This is a genomic window from Microcella humidisoli, from assembly GCF_024362325.1.
In the GTDB taxonomy this organism is placed as follows: Bacteria; Actinomycetota; Actinomycetes; order Actinomycetales; family Microbacteriaceae; genus Microcella; species Microcella humidisoli.
The window spans coordinates 85,247-105,734 of sequence record NZ_CP101497.1; the positions used below are offsets into that span (position 1 = coordinate 85,247).

Sequence of the window (20,488 nt, forward strand, 5' to 3'; positions counted from 1 at the left end):
ACGGCGCATGACGAGGCCGCTGGCGAGCGGCCGCGCGGCTCGGCACCATGGACGGCATGGTCTTCGCATCCACCCCCCGCCCGGTCGTGATCGACGGCGGACTCGGCACGCACCTCGAGGCCCGAGGGCACGATCTGTCGAGCAGCATGTGGAGTGCGCGGCTGCTGCTCGAGCATCCCGATGAGGTCGCCGCGGTGCACGACGACTTCTTCGCCGCGGGCGCCCGGGTGGCGATCAGCGCGTCGTACCAGGCCTCGGTCGAGGGCTTCGGTCGCCTCGGCCTCGACCGCGCCGAGGCCGAGCGCCTCATGCGGGTGAGCGTGCAGCTCGCGATCGCCTCGCGCGACCGCGTCGACCCGAGCGGCTGGGTCGCCGCTTCGGTCGGCCCCTACGGCGCGACGCTCGCCGACGGCTCGGAGTACCGCGGCGACTACGCCCTCGACGAGGCGCAACTGCGCGCGTGGCACGCTCCGCGCCTCGCCGTGCTCGCCGACGAGGGCGCCGACCTGCTCGCCTTCGAGACCATTCCGAGCCGGGCCGAGTCGCGCGCGCTCATCGACCTCGTGCGCGGCACGGGCGTGCCCGCGTGGCTGTCGTTCACGGTGCACCTCGGCATGCTGCGCACGGGCGAGCCGCTCGAGCAGGCCTTCGCCGACGCCGATGCCGTCGACGAGATCGTCGCCGTGGGCATCAACTGCTCGCACCCGAGCGAAGTGCTCGGCGCCATCGCAGCCGCCCGCCGCGTGACGGCGAAACCCGTCGTCGTCTACCCCAACAGCGGCGAGGAGTGGGACGCGAAGAACCGCGTGTGGGTGGGCGAGCCCGGCTTCCCCCGGTCGCTCGTCGAGCAGTGGGTCGAGGCGGGCGCTGCGCTCGTCGGGGGATGCTGCCGCGTCGGTCCGGCCGACATCGCGCAGCTCGCCGCGCACCTCGCGCACGGAGGCCGCGCGACCCGCCGCCTCGATCGGCCCGCGCCGTAGGCTGGAGCTGTGAGCGCAGCGTCGGCGGGCGAGTCCAGCATCGAGAACCCCGACGAGCGCGCGATCGAGCGGCTGCGGGCACTCGTGCGCATCCCGACGGTGTCGCGCCCGACGAGCGGGCCGGGCCCGCGCACCGACCCCGAGCCCTTCGCACGCTTCGCCGCCGAGCTCGAGCGCCTCTACCCGCGCGTGCACGATCAGCTCGAGCGCGAGCACGTCGGCACGCACGGGCTGCTGTACCGCTGGGCGGGGCGCGGCTCGGGCGCGGCATCCCGCCCCACGGTGCTCATGGCGCACGCCGACGTCGTGCCCGCGACCGACGAGGGGTGGCGGCACCCGCCCTTCGCCGCCGAGCGCACGGGATCGGGCGACGACGAGACCGTCTGGGGCCGCGGCACGATCGACGACAAGGGTGCCCTCGTGGCCGTGCTCGAGGCGGTCGACCGCCTGCTCGCCGCGGGGTTCACCCCCGAGCACGACGTGCTGCTGTCGTTCGGCGGCGACGAAGAGGTCGCCGGCGACGACGCGCGCGCGGCGGCGGCGCTGCTGGCCGAGCGCGGTGTGCGACCCGCGCTCGTCGTCGACGAGGGCGGCGCGATCGTGCGGGATGCGTTTCCGGGCGTCGCCGAGCCCTTCGCGCTCATCGGCCTCACCGAGAAGGGCATCACGACCCTGCGCCTGCGCGTCGAGCAGCAGGGTGGCCACGCCTCGAGCCCGCCGCCCTTCGCCGCCACGGAGAGGCTCGCGCGCGCCATCCTGCGCCTGAACGCCGCGCCCTCCCGCGCCCGGCTCGACCCCACGATCCGCCGCATGATCCGCACGCTCGGGGCGCGCGCCCGGCAGCCGCTGCGCTTCGTCTTCACGCGCGTCGACGCGTTCGCCCCCCTCCTCGTGCGCCTGCTGCTGCGGCGCGGGGCCGAGACCACGGCGCTGCTGCGCACGACGCGCGCGGTCACCGAGCTGCGCGCGGGCCACGCCGCGAACGCCCTGCCCGAGAGCGCCGAGGCGACCGTCAACGTGCGCATCGCGCCGTGGTCGAGTGTGGCCGAAGCAGTCGACGAGGTGCGCCGCGCGATCGACGACGACCTCGTGCACCTGGAGGTGCTGCAGCCGAGCGAGCCCTCCCCCGTCTCGCCCGCCGAGGGCGAGGCGTGGGACGACCTCGTGGCGGCGATCCGCGAGACGCACCCCGGGCTGCTCGTGAGTCCCTACGTCATGATGCAGGCGAGCGACTCGCGGTTCTTCACGGGCATCAGCGACCACGTCTACCGCTTCGCACCGTTCCGGCTCAGCGCCGACGAGCGTGCGTGCCTGCACGCGAAGAACGAGCGCATCCGGGTGCGCGCCTTCCTCGAGGGCGTGCAGACCTTCGAGGCGCTGCTGCGGCGACGCTGAGCGCTAGTTGATGACTTCGACCCGTTTTTCGCACCAGATGATCTGATCGAACTCGTCGACGCCGCACCACTCGAGCAGCGTCACGTACGCCTTCTTCGGCGGCCGGCGCGACTCTGACGATTGCCGGGCCTCCTCGGCAGCACGCCGAGCGGCCTCGCGGCGCTCACGCTCGGCCTTCTCGGCCGCATGGCTCTCGCGAACAGCCAGAGACGCGGTCATCGTCGCCTCGAGCATCGCGGCTCTGCCCGAGTAGCTGAACGGCTGGCCCTGGCGCAGGGCCGTCATGGCGTCGATGGCCGCACGCACCGCATCCCGTCGCGCATCGGTGGCGAGCCCCGAACGCTCGAGAGCTGCGCGGCCGTCGGCGATGACGGCGCGCGTCGCGTCGTCGAGCACTGCCATCAGGTCGGTGCGGGCTCCGTCGAGCAGTCGATCCTGGGCGACGATCACGGTGAGCGCGGCCCGCTCGTCGAGGGGGCGCGCGAGCTCGAGCGCGAGTCGATCATGCTCGATGCGCACACGATCGGCGACGTCGAGGCCCGTGGCGCCCTCCGGGTGCAGCGCCGTCAGCGCAGCCGAGCTCGACGCGAGCAGCTCGGCGCTCGCCGAGCGATCATCGAGCAGCGACCCGAGGCTCGCGATGCGGTGCGCTTCGCGTCGCTCGTGCGCAGCGGCCGCCTGCATCGCGGTCACGCCTCCCCAGACGAGGGAGGTGGCGACGAGTCCTGACACGAGGGCGGCCGCGATGATCGCTCGGCGCCTCGTGGACCAGCCGCCCTGGTCGACCAGGTCGGCCGAAGCGTCTCGGGCTTCGGGATTCTTCACCGGGTCTCCTGGGATCACACAGACGAGGGTCCCCGCCAGTATGCCAGTACTGAGAGCGACTCAGCCCTGTTGCGCGGTGTGCACCGCGTGCACGGTGGCGAGCCGGCGCGGAGCATCCGTCACCACACCGTCGACCCCGAGATCAAGGGCCTGCTGCCACAGGTCTCCGCGATTGAGGGTGTAGACGATGACGGTCAGCCCCGAGCGCTGCAGCATCTGGGCGGCGTCCGGGTCGACGCGGAACGAGCGCAGGCTCGTGACGACCGTCGATGCGCCGACCGAGGCCGCGAAGTCGACCGGGTCGTCGGGCAGGCGCCGCACGATGACGGCGCGATGCAGGGAGGGCGCCTCGCGCCACAGCTCGATGAGGGTCGGCAGCTCGAAGCTCGCGAGCACCACCCGGTCTTGCACCCCGTAGCGGTAGATGCCGGCGATGATCGGGCGCAGCGCATCCACCGTCCACAGCCCCTTGAGCTCGATGAGCGCGCGGGCCTCCGAGCGCTGCAGCAGGGGCAGGAACTCGTCGAAGGTCGGGATGCTCGTGCCCGCCCAGGCACTGCCGTACCAGCTGCCCGCGTCGAGGGTGCGCAGCTCGGCGAGCGTGCGGTCGGCGAGCGGGCCCACGGCGTTGGTGGTGCGGTCGAGCAGCTCGTCGTGGAAGATGACGACCTGCTCGTCGGCCGTCATGCGCAGATCGAGCTCGAGCACCTCGGCCCCGCTGCGCAGCGCCGCCTCGAAGGCGGGCAGGGTGTTCTCAGGGGCTGCGGCCGGGTCGCCGCGGTGGGCGATCGTGAGCGGTACGCCGTCGTTGAGGCCGAGCGAGCCGAGCGGTTGCGCGGCATAGACGGTCGCGGCGGTGTGGTCGATCGCGAGCACGGCGACGAGAGCGAGGCTCGCGGTGAAGGATGCTGCGGTGCGGCGCGCGGAGTACGGGCGCTCGGCACCTCGACGAGCAGTCGCACGAAGTCTCGGCATCGGCATCGCTTCCGGGTACGGGTACCGCGTCGTTGCGGTGCCGTAACTCTAGCGCAGCCGTTACCGTTTCGTGACCTGAATCCGTGTCGCTGCTGTCTTGGCGATCGTCGTCGCCATGCCGCTGAAGATGATGCCGTGGAAGGGGAAGACCGCGGCCCAGTAGAGCCGGCCCCCGAGTCCCGTGGGGAAGAAGACCGCGCGCTGAATCAGGCGCGAGCCCCCACCCGGCCGTGGCTCGACCGTGAACTCGAGCCAGGCCCGGCCCGGCACCTTCATCTCGGCGCGCAGGCGCAGGAAGCGTCCGCGCTCGAGCGTCTCGACGCGCCAGAAGTCGACCGCCTCGCCGGGCGCGAGCCGGTCGGGATCGCGACGGCCGCGTCGCAGGCCGACTCCGCCGACGAGCTTGTCGAGCCACCCGCGCGCGGCCCACGCCACCGGCAGCGAGTACCAGCCGTTGTCGCCGCCGATGCCCTCGACGACGCGCCACAGCGCCTCGGGCGGCGCGGAGGAATCGGCCTCCTGCCGGTCGGTGTAGACGGTGTGGCCGCTCCAGTCGGGGTCACTCGGCAGCAGATCGCTCGGCGCGCCGCGCACGGTCGCGTTCTGCCACGTCGTCTCGACCTCGCCCTCGCGCATCTTCGCGAGTGCGTACCGCACGGCACGGCGGTACCCCGTGAGCCCCGCGGCCGGCGGATCGATGAACTGATCGATGTCGTGCTCGCTGCACACCGCGTCGTACTGCAGGCTCGAGATGATCGGCACGGCGAGCGCGCGCGGAATCGGCGTGACCAGGTTGACCCACTGGCTCGCGAGGTAGGGGGTGAGCACGGGCAGGCTCGCGATCGGGCGCTGCTTGAGGCCCGCCTCCACCGCGTAGCCGTTCATCATCTGGCCGTAGCGCAGCACGTCGGGGCCGCCGATATCGAACGTGCGATTCACCTCGGCCGGCAGGGTGGATGCTCCGACGAGGTAGTGCAGAACATCCCGAACCGCGATCGGCTGGATGAAATTGCGCACCCATTTCGGGGCCGGCATGTAGGGCAGCACCTCGGTCAGATGCCGGATCATCTCGAAGCTCGCCGACCCCGAGCCGATCACGACACCGGCCTGCAGGGCGGCCGTCGGCACACCGCTCGCCATGAGGATGTCGCCGACCTCCTTGCGACTGCGCAGGTGCGGCGAGAGCTTGCCCTCGGGGTGCAGTCCGCCGAGGTAGACGATGCGGCCGACCTGGGCCGCCGCGGCCGCTGCGGCGACGGTGGATGCCACGTGCCGCTCGGTGCGCTCGAAATCACCCGCACTGCTCATCGAGTGCACGAGGTAGTAGAGCACGTCGATCTCGACCATCGCGCGCGCGACGTCGCCGGCGTTCGCGAGGTCGCCCGTCGCCACCTCCACCTGCGCCGCCCACGGCACGTCGCGCAGCCGGACGGGATCGCGCACGAACACGCGCACCTCGTGCCCCGCCTCGAGCAGGCGCGGCACGAGCCTGCCGCCGATGTAGCCGGTGGCCCCCGTGACGAGCATCTTCATGCGGCCACGCTAGGGGCGCGCGCTGAGAGTTGCCCCGCACAAGCGTCGCGGCCCAGATTCGCTTCAAACCCGCGGACCCGAGTCGGACAAGCGCCCTTTTCGCCCAGATCTGGCAAGAGTTGGCTCGTAGAGTGAGGGGCGTGCGGGGTGCGGGCGAGGAGAAACGGCGGGCGGGCATCCCGCCCCGCGTGATCGCCTGGTTCGCCGAGAACGCGCGCGACCTGCCCTGGCGGCGGCCGGGGTTCAGCGCGTGGGGCACCCTCGTGAGCGAGATCATGCTGCAGCAGACGCCCGTCGCGCGCGTGATCCCCCGGCTCGAGCAGTGGCTCGCGCGCTGGCCGAGCTCCGACGCGCTCGCCGCCGACTCCCCCGCCGAGGCCGTGCGCGCCTGGGACCGCCTCGGCTACCCCCGCCGCGCCCTCGCGCTGCACGCCGCGGCCGTCGCGATCAGCGAGCGGCACGGGGGCCGCGTGCCCGATGACGTGGATGCCCTGCTCGCCCTCCCCGGAATCGGCGACTACACCGCCCGCGCCGTCGCGGCCTTCGCCTACGGCCAGCCCGTGCCGGTCGTCGACGTCAACACGCGCCGGGTGCTGGCCCGCGCGGTCGCGGGTCAGGGCGAGGCCGGCCCCGCCCGCACGCGGGTCGACCTCACCGCGATGCAGGAGCTGCTGCCGAGCGACCCCGCCGAGGCGCGAGCGTTCAACGCCGGCGCCATGGAGCTGGGCCAGACCGTGTGCGTCGCCCGCACCCCGCGGTGCGAGGCCTGCCCGATCGCTGAACTGTGCGCGTGGCGCGCGGCAGGCTATCCCGAGTACGAGGGCCCCTCGGCACCGCGGCAGGCGCGCTTCGAGGGCAGCGATCGCCAGGTGCGCGGGCTCATCATGCGCGAGCTGCGGCTGAGCGACACCCCGGTGCCAGCCGACGTCATCGAGGGCCTCTGGCCCGACTCCGTGCAGCGCGAGCGCGCCCTCGCGGGTCTGCTCGCCGACGGGCTGGCGAACGGATCGCCCGAGGCGGGGTACTCCCTGCCGGGCTCGGTATCATGAACCGACCGCACGCCCCGAGCAGGAGGACCCGATGACGACGAACGACGCGCCCCGTGAGACCCTCACGCGCACCGAGAAGTTCACGCTCGGCCTGTTCTCGATCTTCGCCGCGCTGATCATCCTGCCGGGCATCGTCTTCTCGGCGATCTCGATCTTCTCGACCGGGTCGATCGACCTCGGGCCGAAGCCCTAACCACCGTCGCGCAGCAACGGGCGCGCACCCGCGAACGTCAGACGCGGGTGTCACCCTCGACGGAACCCTCATCGTCGTCGATGTCGTCGTCGGCGTCGAGCTCGTCGAGCTCCGCGTCGACATCGCGCGCCTTGACGTAGGGGTCGGGGTCGCCGGCGTACTCCGCCGTCGCGGCGAGCGACTCGGTGGCCGCATCGCGCTCGCGCGCCTCGCGCAGCAGGGCCTCGATGGAGGCCGCGTTCTCGGGGATCCCGTCGAGGATGAACTCGATCGTCGGGGTGAGGCGCGTGTTGAGGTTGCGACCGACCTCGGTCCTGAGCATCCCGGTCGCCGCCGTCAGCGCCGCCGCGCTGTCGTCGCGCTCCTGCTCGGTGCCGAGCACGGTGTAGAAGATCGAGGCGTGCTGCAGATCGCCCGTCACCTGCACGTCGGTGATCGTCACGAAGCCCAGGCGCGGGTCGCGCAGGCCCTTGTCGAGCCGCTGCGCGATGACCTCTTTGATGCGGTCGGCGACCTTGCGGGCGCGGGGGTTGCCTGCCATGAGCTGCTCCTGACTGGTGCTGATGATGCGGGTGGATGCGGCCCGCCGCTCCCGAGGGAACGGCGGGCCGCCGATGGTCGCGCGCGAGGCGCGGACGCAGGACGCGCTAGGCGCGCACCTTCTCCTTCATCTCGATCGTCTCGATCTCGTCGCCGATCTGGATGTCGTTGAACTTGCCGAGGCCGATACCGCACTCGAAGTCGGTGCGCACCTCGGTCACGTCATCCTTGAATCGACGCAGCGACTCGATCGCGAGGTTGTCGCCGACCACGACGCCGTCGCGGATGACCCGCGCCTTGGCGTTCCGCGTGATCGTGCCGCTGCGCACGATGACACCGGCGATGTTGCCGAACTTCGACGAGCGGAAGATCTCGCGGATCTCGGCGACACCCGACTGCACCTCTTCGAACTCGGGCTTGAGCATGCCCTTGAGCGCGTTCTCGATCTCCTCCAGTGCGGAGTAGATGACCGAGTAGAAGCGGATGTCGACGCCCTCGCGCTGGGCGCGCTCGCGCGCCTTCGTGTCGGGGCGCACGTTGAAGCCCACGATGATCGCGTTGTCGATCGTCGCGAGGTTGACGTCGCTCTCGGTGACGGCACCGACACCGCGGTGGATGATGCGCAGCTGCACGCTGTCGTCCACCTCGATCTTGAGCACGGCCTCTTCGAGCGCCTCGACGGCACCCGAGACGTCACCCTTGATGATGAGGTTGAGCGACTCGACCTTGCCGTCTTCGAGGGCCTTCGTGAAGTCCTCGAGGCTGATGCGCTTGCGCGCCTTCGCCAGCAGGGCATTGCGCTCGGCGGCCTCGCGCTTCTCGGCGATCTGACGGGCGGTGCGGTCGTCGTCGGTGACGATGAAGGTGTCGCCGGCGCGCGGAACGCTCGACAGACCCTGCACCTGCACCGGGCGGGAGGGGTAGGCCTCCTCGACCTTCTCGCCGTTCTCATCGGTCATCGCGCGCACGCGGCCGTAGGCCGTGCCCGCGACGATCGGGTCGCCGACGCGCAGCGTTCCCGCCTGGATCAGCACGGTCGCGACCGAGCCGCGTCCCTTGTCGAGCTTCGCCTCGATCGCGACACCGCGGGCGTCGCGAGCGGGGTTCGCGCGCAGGTCGAGGCCGGCGTCCGCGGTCAGGAGCACAGCATCCAGCAGTTCGCGGATACCCATCTTCTGCAGGGCCGAGACGTCCATGAACATGGTGTCTCCGCCGTACTCCTCGGCGACGAGACCGAACTCGGTGAGCTGCTGGCGCACCTTGGCGGGGTTGGCCCCGTCCTTGTCGATCTTGTTGACGGCGACGACGATCGGCACACCGGCAGCCTGGGCGTGGTTGAGCGCCTCGACCGTCTGCGGCATGATGCCGTCGTCGGCAGCCACCACGAGGATCGCGACATCGGTCACCTGCGCACCACGCGCACGCATGGCGGTGAACGCCTCGTGACCCGGGGTGTCGATGAAGGTGATGGCGCGCTCGATGCCCTCGTGCTCGGTCCAGACCTGGTACGCACCGATGTGCTGCGTGATGCCGCCGGCCTCGCCCGCGACGACGTTCGCCTCGCGGATGGCGTCGAGCAGCTTGGTCTTTCCGTGGTCGACGTGACCCATGACGGTGACCACGGGCGGGCGGATGACGAGGTCTTCCTCGTCGTCCTCCTCGTCGAGGTCGATGTCGAAGCCTTCGAGCAGCTCTTTGTCCTCGTCCTCGGGCGAGACGATCTCGATGCGCCAGCCCAGCTCAGCGCCGAGCACCTCGAAGGTCGCGCCATCGAGCGACTCGGTCGCCGTGGCCATCTCACCGAGGTGGAAGAGCACCGTCACGAGGTTGCCGGGAGGGCAGCTCATGCCCGTGGCGTTCTCGAGCTTGTCGGCGAAGTCGGTGATCGACGCGCCCTGGCGCAGACGGATGACCGTCTTGCCGTCGCCGCGGGGAACACTGACGCCGCCGACCGACGGGGCCTCCCGCATTTCGAACTCTTGCCGCTTCGTCCGCTTCGACTTGCGGGCCTTCGACTTGCCGCCACCGCGGCCGAACGCACCGGCCGTGCCGCCACCGGGTCCGCGACCACGACCGCCGCCGCCACCCGGGCGCGGGCCGCTGAAGCCGCCGCCGGGTGCACCGCCGGGGCCACCTGCGCCACCGGGGCGGAAGCCGCCGCCGGCACCGGCCGGACGGCCGGGGCCGCCCGTGCGCTGCTGGAAGGGAGCACGCGGGCCGCCAGGGCGACCAGCGCCGTCGGGGCGCGGGGCGCCGGGGCGCGGCGCACCGGGGCGCGGGGCGCTCGGGCGCGGGATCGCGCCGCCGCCGGGGCGGGGCATGCCCTGCGTCGACGAGAAGGGGTTGTTGCCGGGGCGCGGCGTGCCCGGTCGCGCCATGCCCTGCTGCGAGGCGAAGGGGTTGTTGCCGGGGCGCGGCTGACCCGCAGCAGCGGCCGGGCGCGCGGCGCCGTCACCATCGGCGTCGGTCGCGGCGGGCGCCGCCGGAGCCTCGGGCTGCGCCGCGGGAGCGGGGGCCTCGGCCTCGGGTGCGGCGGGGGCCGGAGCAGGGGCCGGTGCGGGCGCCGGCTTCGCGGGAGCCTTCGCAGCGGGAGCCGGGGCGGCCGCCTTGGGCGCCGTGATGCCTTCAGCCTCCAGAGCCGCGCGCAGCTTGCGCGCGACGGGGGGTTCGATCGTCGAGGACGGACCCTTGACGAATTCGCCGAGCTCTTTGAGCTTCTCGAGGGCGACCTTGCTTTCGATGCCGAGCTCGCTCGCGATCTCGTGCACGCGTGGTTTCGCAGCCACAATTCTCCTGTCTGGGCCTGCACCCGGACAGGGGCAGACCATTAGTGCTGGACGGAACTCATTTCGAGCCGCTCATTAGTTGTCCATGTGCCGATCAGCCTTTTCTTCGGACGATGAAATGGTCATCAGGACGGATGCCGCGTCGAGAGGCCCCGCCGCCCGTAGCGCGCGGGCCCAGGCCCGCCGCACGGTGGCGGTCTCGACGCAGTCGCGGGTGCCGTGCACCCACGCGCCCCGCCCCGGAAACCGGGCCAGGGCATCCACCACGACCGCTCCGTCGCGCGCCACCACCCTCACAAGGGAGGATCGAGGTGCGCGCTGTCGACAGCCGAGGCAGGTTCTGACGGGTTCCATTGTAGCCCCTGCCCTACTCCTCCATGACGGAGTCGGGCTGGATGTCGATCTTTGCGCCAGTGAGTTTGGCCGCGAGACGGGCGTTCTGACCCTCTTTGCCGATCGCGAGCGAGAGCTGGTAGTCGGGCACGAGAGCGCGCACGGCCTTCGTCGTCGGGTCGATGACGAACGCGCTCGACACCTTCGCGGGAGACAGCGCGTTGGCCACGAACGTCGCCAGGTCGTCGCTGTGGTCGACGATGTCGATCTTCTCGGCGCCGAGCTCGGCCGTCACGGCGCGCACGCGCTGCCCGAGCTCGCCGATGCACGCGCCCTTGGCGTTGACGCCGGGCTCGAGCGAGCGCACGGCGATCTTCGTGCGGTGGCCGGCCTCGCGCGCGAGCGCCGTGATCTCGACGATGCCGTTGGCGATCTCGGGAACCTCGAGCGCGAAGAGCTTGCGCACGAGCGAGGGGTGGGTGCGGCTGACCGTGATCTGCGGGCCCTTGAGGCCCTTCGAGACGCTCGTCACGTAGACGCGGATGCGGCTGCCGTGCGTGTACTCCTCGCCCGGAACCTGCTCCTCCGGCGGCAGGATCGCCTCGACCGCGCCGAGGTCGATGTGGATCATGCGCGGGTTCGGGCCCTGCTGGATGACGCCCGCGACGATGTCGCCCTCGCGCCCCTTGAACTCGCCGAGCACGCGGTCGTCGCCGATGTCGCGCAAGCGCTGGTTGATGACCTGCTTCGCCGCGAACGCGGCGATGCGGCCGAAGTCGTCGGGGCTGTCGGGGGCCTCGCCGATGAGCATGCCCTCGTCGTCGAACTCGGGAACGTAGACCGTGACGTGACCGGTCTTGCGATCGAGCTCGACGCGCGGCTGCGGCTGCTCGGCGTCGCGCGGCTCGTCGTGGTCGGTGTGCTTGAGGTAGGCCGTGAGGATGGCCTGCTCGATGATCTGCACGAGCTCGTCGAACGGGATTTCCCGCTCGCGCTCCATCATCCTCAGGATGCTCAGGTCGATGTCCACGTGGGGTACCTCCGCTATTCGGTTGAGACCGCGCGACCGACCGTGGCGCGCGCAGTGCGAGCCCCCACGATACCGGACCCCCGCGGGCCGCGCGCCCCGCTCAGCGGGTGGCGCGGAGGCGCTCGACGACCTCGCTCAGCGCGATCTCGCTGCGCTCACCCGAGGCCCGGTTCCAGAACTCGACGATGCCATCGGCGGCCCCGCGGCCGACCACGACGACGAGCGGCACGCCGATGAGCTCGGCATCGCCGAACTTCACGCCCGGCGAGACCTTGGGGCGGTCGTCGTAGAGCGTGTCGAACCCGGCGCCGTCGAGCTCGCTCACGAGCGTCTCGGCGACCGTGTAGGCGAGTTCGTCGCGCCCCGCGGCGACGACGTGTACGTCGAACGGCGCGACCTCGCGGGGCCAGACGAGCCCCTTCTCGTCGTGCGCGTTCTCGGCGATCACGGCGAGGATGCGCGTGACGCCGATGCCGTATGACCCCATCGTGACCGTCACGAGCTTGCCGTTCTCGTCGAGCACCTGCAGGCCGAGCGCCTCGGCGTACTTGCGGCCGAGCTGGAACACGTGCCCGATCTCCATGCCCCGGGCCAGTTCGACGGGGCCGCTGCCGTCGGGGGCGGGGTCGCCCGCCCGCACCTCGGCGATGTCGACGCGGCCGTCGCCGACGAAGTCGCGCCCGGCGACGAGGTGGTACACGTGCTTCTCGGGCTCGTTGGCACCCGTGATCCACGCCGTGCCGTCGCCGACGCGGGGGTCGAGCAGGTACCGGATGCCGGTGCTCGAGTTCTCACCGAGCACGGGTCCGCTCGGGCCCCAGGGCCCGATATAGCCCTTCACGAGGCCCTTCGCGGCGGCGAAGTCCTCGTCGGTCGCCGCCTCGACGGCCGCGGGAGCGAAAGCCACCTCGGCGCGTTTCAGATCGACCTCGCGGTCACCGGGAACGCCGACGACGACGAGTTCCTTCGCGCCGTCGAGGTGCGTGAGGCGCAGCACGACATTCTTGAGCGTGTCGCCCGCCTCCCAGAGGCGTTCGGCCCGCGGGTACCGTTCGTTCGAGAGCGCGACGAGCGTCGCGATCGTGGGCGTCTCCGGCGAATCGTGGATGACCGCCGCGGGCACCCCCGAGGCGTCGACAGGCTCGGCCACGGGCACGCGGTAGGCCTCGACGTTGGCGGCGTAGCCGCCAGCCGAGCGCACGAAGGTGTCTTCGCCGATCGGGATGGGGTGCAGGAACTCCTCGCTGCGCGAGCCGCCCATGGCGCCGGCATCGGCCTGAACGATGACGTACTCGAGCCCCAGTCGCGTGAAGATGCGCTCGTAGGCGTCGCGCTGCGCCTGGTACGCGGCATCCAGCCCCGCGTCGTCGATATCGAACGAGTACGCGTCCTTCATCGAGAACTCGCGGCCACGCAGCAGCCCCGCCCGGGGGCGAGCCTCGTCGCGGTACTTGTCCTGGATCTGGTAGATCGCGAGCGGCAGGTCTTTGTAGCTGCTGTAGAGGTCTTTCACGAGCAGCGTGAAGACCTCTTCGTGTGTCGGGGCGAGCAGGTAGTCGGCGCCGCGGCGGTCTTGCAAGCGGAAGATGCCGTCGCCGTACTCCTCCCACCGACCCGTGGCCTCGTAGGGCTCGCGCGGCAGCAGTGCCGGGAAGTGCACTTCCTGCGCCCCGGCGTTCGCCATCTCCTCGCGGATGACCGTCTCGATGCGGCGGCGCACCTTCAGGCCGAGCGGCAACCACGCGAACACGCCGGGGGCCTGACGGCGGATGTAGCCCGCCCGCACGAGCAGTCGGTGGCTCGCGACCTCGGCATCGGCCGGGTCATCGCGGAGGGTGCGGACGAAGAGCTGGGAGAGGCGCGTGGTCACCGGCCCAGACTACTTGGCCGCGACACGGCCTCCGCGTGGTGGTCGCCATGCCCCCCGTTTGGGGGCCAGAATGGAAACAGGCCTGCGAGCGATGGCAAGGGGGGCTTGGATCGCTCGCAGGCCCTTCCCGTCTCGCGAAGACTCGCACGACGGGAAACCCGCACGACGGAAGAGCCCCCCTGAGCGATCCGATGCGGATCGTGCACCGCCCCCCGGTGCTGTCAGTCGGCTCCCCCGGCCGATGGTGCCAGCGTACTGACGGGTCCGTCGCGGGGGTCAGTCCCCCGATGGGGGGACACCCTCCCTCACGAACGCCGCGGGTCAGGCCGTGACGACCTGCGGCTCGCCGACCGGAGCATCCGGCATCGACGCCGCGAGGCGGTTCGCTTCTTCGATGAGCGTCGCGACGATCTCGTTCTCGGGCACGGTCTTGATGACCTCGCCCTTCACGAAGATCTGACCCTTACCGTTGCCCGAGGCGACCCCGAGGTCGGCTTCGCGCGCCTCACCGGGACCGTTGACGACGCAGCCCATGACCGCCACGCGCAGCGGCACGGTCATGCCCTCGAGGCCCTTCGTGACGTCTTCCGCGAGGGTGTAGACGTCGACCTGGGCGCGCCCGCACGAGGGGCACGAGACGATCTCGAGCTTGCGCTCGCGCAGGTTGAGGCTCTCGAGAATCTTGAGCCCCACCTTCACCTCTTCTGCCGGCGGGGCCGACAGCGAGACGCGGATAGTGTCGCCGATGCCCTCGCTCAGCAGGATGCCGAACGCCGTCGCACTCTTGATCGTGCCCTGGAAGGCAGGCCCGGCCTCGGTGACCCCGAGGTGCAGGGGCCAGTCGCCCCGCTCAGCGAGCTGGCGGTAGGCCTTGACCATCACGATGGGGTCGTTGTGCTTGACCGAGATCTTGAAGTCGTGGAAGTCGTGCTCTTCGAACAGGCTCGCCTCCCAGACGGCGCTCTCGACGAGGGCCTCGGCGGTCGGCTTGCCGTACTTCTGCAGCAGGCGCGGGTCGAGCGAGCCGGCGTTGACGCCGATGCGGATGCTCACGCCGGCGTCTTTCGCCCGCTTGGCGATCTCGGCGACCTGGTCGTCGAACTTGCGGATGTTGCCCGGGTTCACGCGCACCGCAGCGCAGCCGGCATCGATCGCCTGGTAGACGTACTTCGGCTGGAAGTGGATGTCGGCGATGACCGGGATCTGGCTCTTCTTCGCGATGATGTGAAGCACATCCGCGTCGTCCTGGCTCGGCACGGCGACGCGCACGATGTCGCATCCCGTCGCGGTGAGCTCGGCGATCTGCTGCAGCGTCGCGTTGATGTCGGTCGTGGGCGTCGTCGTCATCGACTGGACGCTCACCTGGTGGTCGCTGCCCACCATGACCTTGCCGACCTTGATCTGGCGGGTCTTGCGGCGAGGGGCGAGGGTCTCAGGGACCTTGGGCATTCCGAGATTCACAGCGGGCACGATGCCCAGTGTACGACCCGCGCCTGAACTCGTCTCGTCAGGAGCGCTACCCGCTAGAACAGCGTGACGGGCTTGACGATGTCGGCGTAGATGAGCAGCGCGCTCATCACACCGAGTACGAGCACGACCGCGAGGGTCACCGGCACGAGCTTTGCCGTGTCGATCGGGCCCGGGTCGGGCTTGCCCCGCAGCTTCGCGAACCAGCGCCGCAGACCTTCCCACAGCGCCCCCGCGACGTGACCACCGTCGAGCGGCAGCAGCGGGATGAGGTTGAACACGAAGAGCGCCACGTTGAGCGACGCGATGAGCCCGGTGAGGAACGAGACGCGCTCGACGACCGGGATCGTGTCGATGCTCGCGATCTCGCCCGCGATCCGGCCGACGCCCACGACGCTGATCGGTCCGTTCGGGTCGCGCTCCTCGGACCCGAAGGCCGCCGCCGCGACGTCGATCATGCGCTGCGGCAGATTGAGGATGATGCCGACGACGGCGGAGACGTTGTCGCCGACGGCGGGCAGCACGGCCGTGACGGGCTGCTGCACGGTCTCGTAGGCGGGCGCGATGCCGATGAACCCGACCTGCTGCGTCCGGGCCTCGCCGTCGGCACCCTCGACGACGCGTCCGCGCTCGTCGACGACGTAGCGCTCGGTCAGGAGGGGCGTGACGCTCGTGCGCACCGCGGCGCCGTCGCGCTCGACCTCGACGGCGAGCGAGCGGCCGGCCGCGTCGCGCACGACCGCGAGCACGGCATCCCACGATTCGATCGGCTGACCGTCGATCGCGACGATGCGATCGCCCGGCTGCAGGCCCGCCTCGGCGCCGGGGGCGAGCGGATCACCGGGCGCGCACTCCTGCCGCTCACTCGTCGCGGGCAGCACGCACTCGTTGACGCTGCCGAGGGTCGTCGACGGCTGTGCGACCCCGAAGCCCATGAGCACGACGGCGTAGAGCACGATCGCGATGAGGAGGTTCATGAACGGACCGCCGAGCATGATGACGACGCGCTTCCACACCGCGAGTCGGTAGAAGGTGCGGTGCTCTTCGCCCTCGGGAATCGTGTCGGCCGAGGCGCTGCGCGCGTCCTGCACGAGCGTCTCGAAGAACCCGGTCGACGCCGCGCGGGCGGCGCGGCCCGCCATGGGCGGGTACATGCCCGCCATCGAGATGTAGCCGCCCAGCGGAATCCACTTGAACCCGTACTCGGTTTCGCCCCGACGCCACGAGACCATCGTGCGCCCGAACCCGATCATGAACTGGCCGACGCGAACGCCGAAGAGCTTCGCGGGCACGAAGTGGCCGAGCTCGTGCAGGGCGATCGAGACGATGAGCCCGACGACCACCACGAGGATTCCGACGATGTACAGCAGCACGGTCTCCACGAGCGGTCACTCTAGTGCCGGGCGCCCAGCGGGCGCTGGGCGGAGGCTACGAGGCGGCGATGAGCGCGTCGGGCCTACTGCGCCGCGATGAGCGCGTCGGCCTCCCGGCGCGCCCACGCCTCGGCCTCGAGCACGCCCTCGAGCGTCATCGCGAGCGGCTCGTGGCGGTCGACGACGGCGCGCACGGTGTCGACGATGTCGAGATAGCCGATCGACCCGGCGTGGAAGGCGTGCACGGCCTGCTCGTTCGCGGCGTTGAACACTGCGGGGAAGGTCTCGCCCGCCTCCCCCACGTGCTTGGCGAGAGCGACCGCCGGGAACGCCTCGTCATCGAGCGGGGCGAAGGTCCAGGTGGATGCGGTGCTCCAGTCGAGCGGGGCCCCCGCGCCCGCGACGCGGTGCGGCCAGTCGAGCCCGAGCGAGATCGGCAGCCGCATGTCGGGCGGCGAGCACTGCGCGATCGTCGACCCATCGACGAACTCGACCATGGAGTGCACGATCGACTGCGGGTGCACGGTGACCTCGATGCGGTCGTAGGGCACATCGAACAGCAAGTGGGCTTCGATGACCTCGAGTCCCTTGTTCACGAGCGTCGACGAGTTGGTCGTGATGACGGTGCCCATGTCCCACGTCGGGTGCGCGAGCGCCTCGGCCGGCGTCACGCCGGCGAGCGATGCCCGCGAGCGTCCGCGGAATGGCCCGCCGCTCGCCGTCAGCACGAGCCTGCGCACCTCGTGGCGCTCGCCCGCGAGCAGCGCCTGGGCGATCGCCGAGTGCTCGCTGTCGACCGGCACGATCTGCCCGGGCGCCGCGAGGCTCGTGACGAGCGACCCGCCCACGATCAGGCTCTCCTTGTTCGCGAGCGCCAGGATGCGCCCCGCCTGCAGCGCCGCGAGGGTCGGCGCGAGACCGACCGACCCGGTGATGCCGTTGAGCACCACATCGCAGTGCACGTCGCGCACGAGCTGGGCCGCGGCCTCGGCGCCGAGGGCGACGTGCTCCACGGAGTGGGCGCGCGCCTGGGCCTCGACGAGCTCGCGGTTGCGGCCCGCTGCGAGCCCGACGACGCGGAACCGCTCGGGGTTGGCGGCGATGACCTCGAGCGCCTGCACGCCGATCGAGCCCGTGGAACCCAGAACGATGACGTCGCGCATGGTTCTCATCATGCCGGACGGCGGGCGGGCATCCCGCGCCGCGGACGACCTATTCGACGATCTCGATGATCGAGACGAGGAACAGCAGGTCTTGCCCGCCGAGCGGGTGCGCCTCGGGGTCGGGACCGTAGGCGAACTCGGCGGGGATCGTCACGACGAGCGTCGTGCCGACCTGCTGGCCGATGAGCGCAGCCGAGAAGCCCTGGATGACGCCCGTGACCGGGAAGGTGGCGGGCGAGGCGCCGTAGCTCTGGTCGAAGACCTCGCCGGTCTGCCAGCTCGTGCCCTGGTAGTCGACGAGCACGGTCGAGTCGGCGGCCACGACGTCGCCGTCGCCCTGTTCGAGCACGGCGAGCAGCAGCTCGTCGGGCGCGCCGCCCTCGGGCAGCGTCACGACAGGCGGCGTCGCTCCGAGATCGATCTCGGGCACCCCCGAGGTCCACTCGCCGGGAACGACGGGCTCCGGCGGGGCCTCGACCTCGATGACGTCGATGACGAAGAGCAGCGACTCGGTGCCCGAGAGCTCGAGCGCGGGAACACCCTCGGCGCCGAATCCATCGGCAGGCGGCACGACGATCGCCAGGCGGCTGCCCGGCGTCGAGCACTCGAGCGCCTGCGAGATGCCGACGAACTGCTCGCTCTCGGTGTCGATCGTGAAGGTCGCCGGCGTCGCGCCGCCGAAGCCCGTGGTCTCGATCTCGGCGCCCGTCTCGCCGTTGTAGAGCGTGTACTCGAACACGATGGTGTCGCCGTTGGCGGCGGCATCGCCCTCGCCGGCCTCGAGCACGCGACGCTCGGTCGACTCGGCGCTCAGCGGGGCCTCGAACTCGGTGACGGGCGCGCTGCCGAAGGCGCCGTCGACGCTCACGGCGTCCGCTGCCGCGCCGGAGGGGAGGCAGTCGGCGTCGGCCGTCGTGCTCGCGGGAGCGCACGCGGCGAGCGAGACGAGCAGTCCGGCACTGAGGCCGAGGGCGATGGTCGAAGAGCTGCGGCGCACGGGAGGATCCTCACGGTGGAACGGGCACGAAGTCCCTATCCTCCCACGCCTCCCCTAGGACTCCGCTCGGAGTGTGCGCGGTTCGTGCCGCACGGGGAAGCTCACCGAGTTCGCGATGAAGCACAGCTCGCTCGCCCGATGGTGCAGCGCCTCGGCCCGGCGCGCATCCTCGTCGTCGTGATGGGCCGAGAGCGTCACGACCGGCCGCAGCGTCGCCTCGATGAGCCGGCCTCCGTCGCCCTCCTGTTGCAGCGTGCCGCTCGCCGCATCGCGATAGTCGACGACGACGATGCCGTTGACCGCGGCGACGTGCAGATAGCTGAGCATGTGGCACTGCGCGAGCGCGGCGATCACGAGCTCCTCGGGGTTCCAGCGATCGGCATCGCCGCGGAACACCCGATCGCTCGATCCGGCGATCTCGTGCTGCTTGCCGTCGGCTCGGATGCGGTGGTCGCGACCGTAGGAGCGGTACGTCGCCGTGCCCTCGCCCCGGTTGCCCGTCCACTGCACCTCGACGGCGTAGCCGTGCTGATCGTGCACCATGCGGACTCCTCTCGCACCCAGCCGCCTGCGAGGGGCCGGGAGTACACTCATCCCACCATGACTGACACTCTTTCTGCGCCCGCAGCCCCGTCATTCGAGGGCTCCGCCCCCGCCTCCGCGCCCATCGCGCAGGAGCGCCACATCGTCACCGCGATCCCCGGCCCGGCCTCGCAGGCGCTGCACGAGCGCCGGCTCGCCGTGGTGAGCGCGGGCGTCGGCACCGCGCTGCCGGTCTACATCGACCGCGCGCATGACGCGATCGTCGTCGACGTCGACGGCAACCACTTCATCGACCTCGGCGGCGGCATCGGCGTCATGGGCGTCGGCCACACCAACGACGCGGTCGTCGCCGCTGTGCAGGAGCAGGTCGCCAAGGTGACGCACACGCTCTTCACCGTGACGCCCTACGAGCCCTACGTGCGCGTCGCCGAGCTGCTCGTGCAGCACACGCCCGGCGATCACGCGAAGAAGGTCGTGCTCGTCAACTCGGGCGCCGAGGCCCTCGAGAACGCCGTGAAGATCGCCCGCAAGCACACCGGCCGCGCCGGCGTCGCGGTGCTCGACCACGGCTACCACGGCCGCACCAACCTCACGATGGCCATGAACTTCAAGGCCATGCCCTACAACCTGGGCTTCGGGCCGTTCGCGAGCAACATCTACCACGCCCCCAGCTCGTACCCCTTCCACGACGGCCTCTCGGGCGCCGAGGCCGCGAAGCGCACGATCTCGTACCTCGAGAAGCGCGTCGGCGCCGCCGACCTCGCGTGCCTCGTCGCCGAGCCCGTGCAGGGCGAGGGCGGCTTCATCGTGCCCGCCGAGGGCTACCTCGTCGCCCTGCAGGAGTGGTGCACCGCCAACGGCGTCGTCTTCATCGCCGACGAGGTGCAGTCGGGTGTCGCCCGCACGGGCGCCTACTACGCGAGCGAGCACTTCGGCCTCGTCCCCGACATGATCACGACGGCGAAGGGCATCGCGGGCGGCATGGTGCTCGCGGGCGTCGTCGGCCGCGCCGAGATCATGGACAGCTCGCACGCCGGCGGCCTCGGCGGCACCTACGGGGGCAACCCCGTGGCGTGCGCGGCCGCGATCGCCGTGTTCGAGCAGATCGAGCAGCGCGACCTGCTCGGTCAGGCGAAGCGCATCGAATCGGTGCTGAAGCCCCTGCTGCTCGAGCTGCAGGCGAAGCACCCGAGCATCGGCGACGTGCGCGGCATGGGCGCCATGCTCGCGATCGAGTTCGTCGACCCCGAGACCCACGAGCCCGACGCCGCGATCGTGTCGCGCGCCGTCGCCGCCGCCGCCCAGCAGGGCGTGCTGCTGCTGAGCGCGGGCACCTACGGCAACGTCATCCGGTTCCTGCCCGCCCTCACCATCAGCGACGAGCTGCTGCGCGAGGCGGTCGGCGTGCTCGACGCGGCGCTCTCGGCCTGACGCAC

The 20,488-nt window shown here is 71.2% G+C and carries 18 protein-coding genes; 5 read left to right on the top strand and 13 right to left on the bottom strand.

Going from position 1 to position 20,488, the window contains the following annotated elements; translation table 11 throughout:
• Window positions 1–56: 56 nt before the first annotated feature.
• Together mmuM and NNL39_RS00355 are read left to right on the top strand one after the other, a co-directional pair.
• Window positions 57–980 carry a homocysteine S-methyltransferase gene (gene mmuM, locus NNL39_RS00350; RefSeq protein ID WP_255159741.1) on the top strand — a complete coding sequence of 308 codons (924 nt, stop codon included), beginning with the start codon at window positions 57–59 and terminating at the stop codon, window positions 978–980.
• Window positions 981–989: 9 nt separating this feature from the next.
• The gene (locus NNL39_RS00355; protein WP_255159742.1) at window positions 990–2,375 is read left to right on the top strand and encodes a M20/M25/M40 family metallo-hydrolase; all 1,386 of its coding nucleotides are present in this window, start codon (window positions 990–992) and stop codon (window positions 2,373–2,375) included.
• Between the two features lie 3 nt (window positions 2,376–2,378).
• Here the strand turns inward: NNL39_RS00355 and NNL39_RS00360 are convergent, their stop codons facing one another.
• Genes NNL39_RS00360 through NNL39_RS00370 form a run of 3 tightly spaced genes read right to left on the bottom strand, consistent with a single transcriptional unit; the run spans window position 2,379 to window position 5,708 of the window.
• Window positions 2,379–3,200, bottom strand: a complete 822-nt coding sequence (locus tag NNL39_RS00360) for a hypothetical protein (RefSeq protein ID WP_255159743.1) — start codon at window positions 3,198–3,200, stop codon at window positions 2,379–2,381.
• Between the two features lie 60 nt (window positions 3,201–3,260).
• Window positions 3,261–4,181: a glycerophosphodiester phosphodiesterase gene (locus NNL39_RS00365; RefSeq protein WP_255159744.1), complete on the bottom strand. Its 921-nt coding sequence runs from the start codon at window positions 4,179–4,181 to the stop codon at window positions 3,261–3,263.
• A gap of 54 nt (window positions 4,182–4,235) precedes the next feature.
• Window positions 4,236–5,708 carry an SDR family oxidoreductase gene (locus tag NNL39_RS00370; protein ID WP_255159745.1) on the bottom strand — a complete coding sequence of 491 codons (1,473 nt, stop codon included), beginning with the start codon at window positions 5,706–5,708 and terminating at the stop codon, window positions 4,236–4,238.
• 140 nt (window positions 5,709–5,848) lie between these two features.
• Here NNL39_RS00370 and NNL39_RS00375 point away from each other — a divergent pair, with 140 nt between their 5' ends.
• The gene (locus NNL39_RS00375; protein WP_255159746.1) at window positions 5,849–6,757 is read left to right on the top strand and encodes an HhH-GPD family protein; all 909 of its coding nucleotides are present in this window, start codon (window positions 5,849–5,851) and stop codon (window positions 6,755–6,757) included.
• Between the two features lie 31 nt (window positions 6,758–6,788).
• A complete protein-coding gene (locus tag NNL39_RS00380) occupies window positions 6,789–6,950 on the top strand; it encodes a hypothetical protein (RefSeq protein WP_255159747.1) in 162 nt (53 codons plus the stop codon).
• A 37-nt stretch (window positions 6,951–6,987) separates the two neighbouring features.
• Here the strand turns inward: NNL39_RS00380 and rbfA are convergent, their stop codons facing one another.
• The 10 genes from rbfA to NNL39_RS00430 all read right to left on the bottom strand — a co-directional run bounded on the left by rbfA (window position 6,988) and on the right by NNL39_RS00430 (window position 19,052).
• A complete protein-coding gene (rbfA, locus tag NNL39_RS00385; RefSeq protein WP_255159748.1) occupies window positions 6,988–7,491 on the bottom strand; it encodes a 30S ribosome-binding factor RbfA in 504 nt (167 codons plus the stop codon).
• Between the two features lie 106 nt (window positions 7,492–7,597).
• On the bottom strand, window positions 7,598–10,276 hold the full coding sequence (gene infB, locus NNL39_RS00390; protein ID WP_456085689.1) for a translation initiation factor IF-2: 2,679 nt from the start codon (window positions 10,274–10,276) through the stop codon (window positions 7,598–7,600).
• 75 nt (window positions 10,277–10,351) lie between these two features.
• Window positions 10,352–10,630: a YlxR family protein gene (locus NNL39_RS00395; RefSeq protein WP_255159750.1), complete on the bottom strand. Its 279-nt coding sequence runs from the start codon at window positions 10,628–10,630 to the stop codon at window positions 10,352–10,354.
• Window positions 10,631–10,643: 13 nt separating this feature from the next.
• Window positions 10,644–11,639 (bottom strand): transcription termination factor NusA, encoded by a 996-nt coding sequence (gene nusA, locus NNL39_RS00400; RefSeq protein ID WP_255159751.1) that lies wholly within the window; start codon window positions 11,637–11,639, stop codon window positions 10,644–10,646.
• Between the two features lie 100 nt (window positions 11,640–11,739).
• Window positions 11,740–13,509 (bottom strand): proline--tRNA ligase, encoded by a 1,770-nt coding sequence (locus tag NNL39_RS00405; protein WP_255159752.1) that lies wholly within the window; start codon window positions 13,507–13,509, stop codon window positions 11,740–11,742.
• A gap of 321 nt (window positions 13,510–13,830) precedes the next feature.
• Entirely contained in the window at window positions 13,831–14,979 is a 1,149-nt protein-coding gene (gene ispG / locus NNL39_RS00410; RefSeq protein ID WP_255159753.1) for a flavodoxin-dependent (E)-4-hydroxy-3-methylbut-2-enyl-diphosphate synthase, read from the bottom strand.
• Between the two features lie 53 nt (window positions 14,980–15,032).
• Entirely contained in the window at window positions 15,033–16,358 is a 1,326-nt protein-coding gene (locus NNL39_RS00415) for a M50 family metallopeptidase (RefSeq protein WP_255159754.1), read from the bottom strand.
• Window positions 16,359–16,432: 74 nt separating this feature from the next.
• Entirely contained in the window at window positions 16,433–17,512 is a 1,080-nt protein-coding gene (gene dxr / locus NNL39_RS00420) for a 1-deoxy-D-xylulose-5-phosphate reductoisomerase (protein WP_255159755.1), read from the bottom strand.
• A 49-nt stretch (window positions 17,513–17,561) separates the two neighbouring features.
• Window positions 17,562–18,509: an FKBP-type peptidyl-prolyl cis-trans isomerase gene (locus tag NNL39_RS00425; RefSeq protein WP_255159756.1), complete on the bottom strand. Its 948-nt coding sequence runs from the start codon at window positions 18,507–18,509 to the stop codon at window positions 17,562–17,564.
• 54 nt (window positions 18,510–18,563) lie between these two features.
• On the bottom strand, window positions 18,564–19,052 hold the full coding sequence (locus NNL39_RS00430) for an OsmC family protein (RefSeq protein ID WP_407665126.1): 489 nt from the start codon (window positions 19,050–19,052) through the stop codon (window positions 18,564–18,566).
• A gap of 57 nt (window positions 19,053–19,109) precedes the next feature.
• Between NNL39_RS00430 and gabT the strand changes: the two genes are divergently transcribed.
• Window positions 19,110–20,483 carry a 4-aminobutyrate--2-oxoglutarate transaminase gene (gabT, locus tag NNL39_RS00435; protein ID WP_255159757.1) on the top strand — a complete coding sequence of 458 codons (1,374 nt, stop codon included), beginning with the start codon at window positions 19,110–19,112 and terminating at the stop codon, window positions 20,481–20,483.
• Window positions 20,484–20,488: the final 5 nt, after the last annotated feature.

Excerpts from the sequence above, each read along its gene's own strand:
- mmuM (WP_255159741.1), top strand. The coding sequence starts at position 57 with ATGGTCTTCGCATCCACCCCCCGCCCGGTCGTGATCGACGGCGGACTC.
- NNL39_RS00365 (WP_255159744.1), bottom strand. The coding sequence starts at position 4,181 with ATGCCGATGCCGAGACTTCGTGCGACTGCTCGTCGAGGTGCCGAGCGC.
- NNL39_RS00370 (WP_255159745.1), bottom strand. The coding sequence starts at position 5,708 with ATGAAGATGCTCGTCACGGGGGCCACCGGCTACATCGGCGGCAGGCTC.
- NNL39_RS00380 (WP_255159747.1), top strand. The coding sequence starts at position 6,789 with ATGACGACGAACGACGCGCCCCGTGAGACCCTCACGCGCACCGAGAAG.
- rbfA (WP_255159748.1), bottom strand. The coding sequence starts at position 7,491 with ATGGCAGGCAACCCCCGCGCCCGCAAGGTCGCCGACCGCATCAAAGAG.
- NNL39_RS00395 (WP_255159750.1), bottom strand. The coding sequence starts at position 10,630 with ATGGAACCCGTCAGAACCTGCCTCGGCTGTCGACAGCGCGCACCTCGA.
- dxr (WP_255159755.1), bottom strand. The coding sequence starts at position 17,512 with ATGCGCGACGTCATCGTTCTGGGTTCCACGGGCTCGATCGGCGTGCAG.
- NNL39_RS00430 (WP_407665126.1), bottom strand. The coding sequence starts at position 19,052 with ATGGTGCACGATCAGCACGGCTACGCCGTCGAGGTGCAGTGGACGGGC.
- gabT (WP_255159757.1), top strand. The coding sequence starts at position 19,110 with ATGACTGACACTCTTTCTGCGCCCGCAGCCCCGTCATTCGAGGGCTCC.